Annotated in this window: 7 protein-coding genes; all 7 read right to left on the bottom strand. The window is 63.7% G+C overall.

The window, feature by feature from the left end; all coding sequences use genetic code 11:
* Window positions 1–269: 269 nt before the first annotated feature.
* Window positions 270–1,487: a hypothetical protein gene (locus B7G53_RS22100; RefSeq protein ID WP_255250139.1), complete on the bottom strand. Its 1,218-nt coding sequence runs from the start codon at window positions 1,485–1,487 to the stop codon at window positions 270–272.
* Window positions 1,488–1,518: 31 nt separating this feature from the next.
* The gene (locus B7G53_RS22095; RefSeq protein WP_096671771.1) at window positions 1,519–2,274 is read right to left on the bottom strand and encodes a hypothetical protein; all 756 of its coding nucleotides are present in this window, start codon (window positions 2,272–2,274) and stop codon (window positions 1,519–1,521) included.
* A gap of 37 nt (window positions 2,275–2,311) precedes the next feature.
* Entirely contained in the window at window positions 2,312–2,932 is a 621-nt protein-coding gene (locus tag B7G53_RS22090; protein WP_255250138.1) for a hypothetical protein, read from the bottom strand.
* Window positions 2,933–2,935: 3 nt separating this feature from the next.
* A complete protein-coding gene (locus tag B7G53_RS22085) occupies window positions 2,936–3,226 on the bottom strand; it encodes a DnaJ domain-containing protein (protein ID WP_096671767.1) in 291 nt (96 codons plus the stop codon).
* A gap of 196 nt (window positions 3,227–3,422) precedes the next feature.
* Window positions 3,423–3,857 carry a PAS domain-containing protein gene (locus tag B7G53_RS22080; RefSeq protein ID WP_255250137.1) on the bottom strand — a complete coding sequence of 145 codons (435 nt, stop codon included), beginning with the start codon at window positions 3,855–3,857 and terminating at the stop codon, window positions 3,423–3,425.
* A 126-nt stretch (window positions 3,858–3,983) separates the two neighbouring features.
* Entirely contained in the window at window positions 3,984–4,667 is a 684-nt protein-coding gene (gene lolD / locus B7G53_RS22075; RefSeq protein ID WP_096671763.1) for a lipoprotein-releasing ABC transporter ATP-binding protein LolD, read from the bottom strand.
* Window positions 4,660–5,916, bottom strand: a complete 1,257-nt coding sequence (locus B7G53_RS22070) for a lipoprotein-releasing ABC transporter permease subunit (RefSeq protein WP_096671761.1) — start codon at window positions 5,914–5,916, stop codon at window positions 4,660–4,662. Before B7G53_RS22070 ends, lolD begins: the two co-directional genes overlap by 8 nt.
* Window positions 5,917–6,011: the final 95 nt, after the last annotated feature.

Here is a 6,011-nt window from a genome sequence, read left to right as displayed (position 1 = left end):
CTCCACGAGGCGCCAATCCTCACCCAGTCCGATCACCTCTTCCTGAGACTGCTCTGCCGACTGCTCCATGGGATGCCTCCAACTTTGCTGATGCAACAGCCGAAGGATATCTCAAAAGTAAATCTTTAAGTTAGCGCTTATGGGATCAAATCCGGGATGACAAGCCAGAGAAGAAATCGCTATCAATTCAATAGCTGGTTGCGCTCATCCAATAAGGGCAGCGACCATAAATAGCTTAGACAAGTAGCGTCACCAAAAGCGGCGAGCACCTACTGCACATGGCATTCCCGCCGCAGCAGCGCCACAGCGTCATTGAGCGCGTGGACCGCATCGCTTTGCAGCGTGGGCTGCGCCTCTTCCACAAACGCTTCCCACAAGCTGGCGTAAGCCTCCTGGTGCTGCGCCGGAGCATGGTCCAGCAGGTACTGCAGGGCCAGTGCCGGATGGAAACCTGATTTCCAGATCTTGCGCACCAGGGTCGCGGCGCCTTTTTCGGTCAGCATGGTTTTGGGGGGGGCGCCGGCGGCCACACACAGCAGCAGGGTCAGCAGCGAACCATCGTCGCTGTTGCCGCCGGTGACCTTGTTCCATGCGGCCGACGCCTGGCGGTCATGGTGGTCAACTTCGGCCAAAGCGTCCTCGACCCAGAAATACCGGCCCATGAAGGCGGGGCTGCGGTCGAACAGCTGGCGCACCGGCAGGGCCGGATCGAGAATTCTCGGTGCATCGGCGATCACGGACTGCCGCACGACCTCCAGCACGCCATGCAGATGGGCCGGCAGTTTTTTCGGTACGGCGACAGGCAACGCTTTGGGCGCAGCCCCCTGCTTCTTGCGCAGGGCGACGACCATCTTCTCGAACGCGACCCAGTCGGGCATCTCGATGCGGCCCATCGCCAGCGCCAGCAAGGCGGTGCGGATCACCGCTTCGGCGTCCTTGCCCGCCTCGTCCAGCTCATCGGCATCCATGCCGAGTTCGCCGGCCAGCCAGACGGCCGCATCCACCACCTGCGCCACCTGGCTGCGCCTGGCGAGTTCGGCCTGATAGTCGGCCAGGCTGCGCAGCGACCATTTGGCCAGCAGCGGAATATGCTCGTCGCGAAAACCGCCGCGTTCGTTCATGCCGAAGTGGCTGTTTTGCGGCATGGCGATCAGGGCCTTGAGCATGTCCGAGCCGCCCTTGGAGCGCGACAGCAGGGAAAAATCGCGCAGTTGCCCGGCCGCCTGCCGCAGATCGCCACCGCTCGTGCTTTCCAGGTACAGGCTGACCAGGTTGACCATGCGGTCGCGGGCTTTCTCAAGCTCGGGGCGCAAGAATTCGTTGCCGAAATAACGCGCAATCTGCACCATGCCCTTGGGCCCCTCGACACGCATGGCGTCGATTTTTTCCGGACCGAGGATGCCGTGCTGCACGCCGTATTGCAGCGCCTTTTCGAAAAACGGACGCGCGTCGTACAGTGAGACGGCGGAGGGCGAAGGCGTGGACACGGTGTTTGCTTCGGTCAGGAGAGGATGAGGTTCAGATCGCCGATTCCTCGTCGGACTCGCGCGCCGTCGGCGTGGCCTTGCCACGGTCGGTGTCGCCCGTCTCAACCTTGCCGTCGTCCTCGGCGTCCTCCTCGTCTTCTTCCTCGGAAGCGGCCGCCTGGTGGGCGCTGCCCTTGGCGCGCAACACCATCAGCATCTCGATGAACAGGTCCGGCAGTTCGTAACGCAGGATCCACGCCAGCTGCATCCAGTCCTGGTCGGCAATTTCATCCTGCTGGACACGCGGCTTTTCGTACGCCGAGGCCAGCAAGGCCGCCTGCGACAGCATCTTGCCGTATTCGTCGGCCGCCTCGAAGCTGCCGCTGCGGGCAAAACCCTCGACACGGCTCCACTGGTCGGAAAAATAGTCGGCCAGCGCCTCGCTGCCGCCGTCCAGGTCGCCGATCGCATTGAGAAAGTCCAGCGGGTCAGCATCGTCCCGGAAGATGACCGCGTTGACCATGCCGCGCAGGTGGGTGCGGGTCAGGTCCTTGTAGAGTTTTTCGATCACCACGGCGCGGGCGAACTGCGCGGGCGACACCAGCAGGCTGACCACCGACTCCTTCGAATGGTCATATTCGCGGATGACGGCCAGGATGTCCTTGGGCGGCAACTGCTCCAGCACCACCATCAGTGCGGCATCCCCTTCTGTGTCGGCGAGTCCGACCAGGGCCGACTCGGCGCCCACGATGTCGCCGGCCGCAATCAGGGCCTGGGTTTTTTCGATCAGGGCGAGGTGGTTCGTCATCTTCAAGGCTTCACATTCCATGTCATGGTGGATTCCATCAGTCTTTCTGGTCGAAGCCCTGCTGGACCAGCCAGTCGGCACCTGCTTCCTGGCGTGCACGCGCATCGCTGCCGCGCCCGCCCTCGCCATCGTCCTCAAAGATCACCAGGTTGTCGTCGCCATCCTGGTCGCTGTCTTCGTCTTCGTCTTCGTCTTCGTCTTCTTCTTCGTCGCCGCCCAGGGCGAGCCCCGACGTGGCGACCGGCAGGCCCGCCATGTATTCCAGGCCCGCCGTCAAGGTCAGGAAGCGGTCGCCGCCCGGTGCCTCGAGAACGATCTGGGCCAGGTCCCGGGCCCAGGGCGCCAGCTCACAGCTGCCCGCCAGGCTGCTCCAGGCCGGAAACACATCGGCGTCATGGGTCAGCAGGTGATCCATGGCGACCCGACCGGTGAAATCAAAACCCTGATGGAACACCACCGCCACCATCTCGGGGCTGAGCTCCATCATCTGGAGCAAAAAGCCGATTTCCTGGCGTTTGCCGGCCAGGCGCTGGTGCAGCACGTCGCGCCCCTCGGAGTCGAAGCGCAGATCCTCCATTTCGGACTGGTAGGCCGAACGCAGGTCGAGGAAATAGGGGGAGATGCTCATGCCGCCGAGTTTTTCATTGTTCAGTTCCATGGGTCAGCGGGGCTCCGGGGAGAGCAACGGGTCGAAATAGTTTTGCCAGATCTCGGTCGCACTGGCCAGCGGGCTGTCGAGCAGGTTGCGGCGGCGGTTGTCGTCGTATGCCTGGCGCTTGTCCGCGTCCGACAGCACTTCATACGCTTCCTGCACCGCCCGAAAACGCGCCGGTGCCTGCGGATCGGCATTTTTGTCGGGGTGCCAGAACGACGCCTTCTGGCGAAAGGCTTTTTTGACGTCGGCCAGCGTGGCAGCGCTGTCCAGCCCGAGGGCGGTGTAGTGGTCTGTCATTCGGGTGGTGGCCGGGTCCGGGAGGCGCTGGCTTTGGACTGCCACGGCATGCGCAAAGGCTCACAGGAGCTGGTGGGAACGCGCAGGGCGCAACCAGCGATTATGCACCGATCCGGCAAAACCCGTGTCGCAGCCGGATTTCGGCGGCCAGCCCCGAACAGGCGGCGCGCCGGTAAAAGATGCCCAACTGCCCGGCTTATTGCGCTGGCTGCTCTGGCTTGGGCGTCAATTCGGCCAGCTGGCGCCTGAGGTTTTTTTCCTCCTGGAAGCGCGCGGTCGCGTCGCGGGCAACCGCCATGGAGCCCAGCATCTGTCCGGCCGGGTTTTTGACCATCGCAAAACTCATGTCCACATAAATCGGCTCACCGCTCTTGTGCAGGGACCGTGTGATCATGGAGGTCCGGCCGGGCAGCGTGCCGCCGCGGACAATCGCCTTGTTGAAGCCATCCCAGTGGGCCTTGCGCATCCGCTCCGGAATGATCAGGTCCAGGCTCTGGCCGATGGATTCAGCCGCCGTGAAGCCGAAGACGGTTTCCGCACCGGGGTTCCACAGTCGAATGATGCCGTCCAGGTCCGCAAAAATCAGCGCTTCCGGCATGGATCGCAGGATATCTTCAGAGAGGTTTTCCACTTTGATGCTTTCAGTAGTTGAGATTGCTCACCTTCGCGGTCAGTCCTGCCTGCGAATATAACGCGCCAATGGGCAGGGCATGGTTTTCGGCCTTATGAAACGTCAGTCCCTACGCTTCGCGCAGCATCAGGCCCACTCGGACAAGCGCCCCTCCACCAGCCTGAAACGCCGGCCGCAACGCGCTGCCAGCGTCTCGTCATGGGTCACCATCACAAAGGCCGTGCCGTGCTCACGGGCGAGTTGCAGCATCAGCTCGAACACGCCGTCGGCGGTGGTCCGGTCCAGGTTGCCGGTGGGTTCGTCGGCCAGCACGCAGGCCGGCCGCGTGACCAGCGCGCGCGCAATCGCCACGCGCTGGCGCTCGCCGCCCGAGAGTTCCGCGGGACGGTGGTGGATGCGGTCTTTCAGGCCCACACTGGCCAGCATGGCGGTGGCGGTTTGCGCCGCTGTTTGGCGGTCCTCGCGCCGTATCCACAAGGGCATGGCGACGTTGTCAAGGGCGCTGAACTCGGGCAGCAGGTGGTGGAACTGGTACACAAAACCCAGGTGCCGGTTGCGCAGCTCGCCCTGCTCGGCAGCCGATAGCGAGGACATCAGTTGCCCCTTGAGCTCGACGCTCCCGCTGGTGGGTGCGTCCAGCCCGCCCATCAGGTGCAGCAAGGTGCTTTTGCCGGAACCGGAGGCGCCGACGATGGCCAGCGTTTCACCGGCCAACACCTGCAGGTCCACGCCGTGCAACACGGTCAGGTCGATCGGGCCTTCGTGGAAGCGTTTGGTCAGGCCCTGGGCTTTAAGAACAACTTCACTCATAGCGGAGGGCCTCTGCAGGGTTCACGCGGCTGGCGCGCCAGCTCGGATAGATGGTGGCCAGGAAAGCCAGCACCAGCGCGATCACGGCGATCGGCATGATGTCGGCGTATTGCGGGTCGCTGGGCATGCGGCTGATCAGGTAGATGTCCTTGGGCAGGAAGCTGGCGTTGAGCAGGCGCTCCAGCGCGGGCACGATCACATCGATGTTGAGCGCCACCCCCAGCCCCAGCAGCAGGCCGGACAGCGTGCCGATCACACCGACCATCGCGCCCTGCACCATGAAGATGCCCATGATGCTTTTCGGGCTGGCGCCCAGGGTACGCAGGATGGCGATGTCGGCGCGTTTGTCGGTCACCGTCATCACCAGGGTGCTGACCAGGTTGAAGGCGGCCACGGCCACAATCAGCGTCAGGATGATGAACATCATGCGTTTTTCCAGCTGCACGGCGGCAAACCAGGTCTTGTTCTGCCGCGTCCAGTCGCGGATCAGCAAATCGCCGCTGAGGCTGCGCGACAACTGGGCCGCCACTTCGCGCGCCTGGTGCAGGTCCTTGAGCTTGACGCGTATGCCGGTCGGGCCTTCGAGGCGGAAAATTTTCGCGGCGTCGTCCTGGTGCAGCATGACCAGCGCCGAGTCGTACTCAAAGTGGCCGGAGTCAAACGCCCCCACCACCGTCATCTGTTTCAGGCGCGGCACCACGCCGGCCGGGGTCACCTGGCCGCTGGGCGCAATCAGCGTCACCTGATCGCCCTCACGCACGCCCAGCGAACGCGCCAGCTCGCTGCCCAGCACCACGCCGAACTCGCCGGACACCAGCTTGGGCAAGGCCGTGTCCTTGAGGTCAACGGCCAGGTCAGTGACTTGCCCCTCCAGCGCCGGGTCGATGCCGCGCACAATCGCGCCCTTCATGTCCTCGCCGCGCGCCAGCAAGGCCTGCGCGGCAATAAAACTGGCAGCGCCAACGACGTTGGGGTTCTGCCGGATCTCGGCCAGGGTTTTCTGCACATCGGGCAGGGCGGCGCCATTGGGTGCAAACACCTCGATGTGCGAGATCACGCCCAGCATGCGGTCGCGCACCTCTTTCTGGAAACCGTTCATCACGCTGAGCACGATGATCAGCGCCGCCACGCCCAGCGCAATGCCCAGCATGGAGACGCCCGAGATGAAGGAAATAAACCCGTTGCGCCGCGTGGCGCGGCCTGCGCGCGTGTAGCGCCAGCCCAGAATCAGTTCGTAGGGGATTTGCATGAGGCGATTGTGGCATCAGCCCGAGACCCTGCGTATAACGCAGGGAGTTACGCATAGGGTCCCGCCATCCCGGACAATAAGCGGATGCCCGCCTC

The sequence above is a fragment of the Polaromonas sp. AET17H-212 genome (assembly GCF_002379085.1).
Lineage (GTDB): Bacteria > Pseudomonadota > Gammaproteobacteria > Burkholderiales > Burkholderiaceae_C > Polaromonas.
This window is presented reverse-complemented; position numbering and strand designations above follow the sequence as displayed.

What these genes read in the sequence shown, in the direction of transcription:
- B7G53_RS22095 (WP_096671771.1), bottom strand. Translation starts at nt 2,274, where the DNA reads ATGACGAACCACCTCGCCCTGATCGAAAAAACCCAGGCCCTGATTGCG.
- B7G53_RS22090 (WP_255250138.1), bottom strand. Translation starts at nt 2,932, where the DNA reads ATGGAACTGAACAATGAAAAACTCGGCGGCATGAGCATCTCCCCCTAT.
- B7G53_RS22085 (WP_096671767.1), bottom strand. Translation starts at nt 3,226, where the DNA reads ATGACAGACCACTACACCGCCCTCGGGCTGGACAGCGCTGCCACGCTG.
- lolD (WP_096671763.1), bottom strand. Translation starts at nt 4,667, where the DNA reads ATGAGTGAAGTTGTTCTTAAAGCCCAGGGCCTGACCAAACGCTTCCAC.
- B7G53_RS22070 (WP_096671761.1), bottom strand. Translation starts at nt 5,916, where the DNA reads ATGCAAATCCCCTACGAACTGATTCTGGGCTGGCGCTACACGCGCGCA.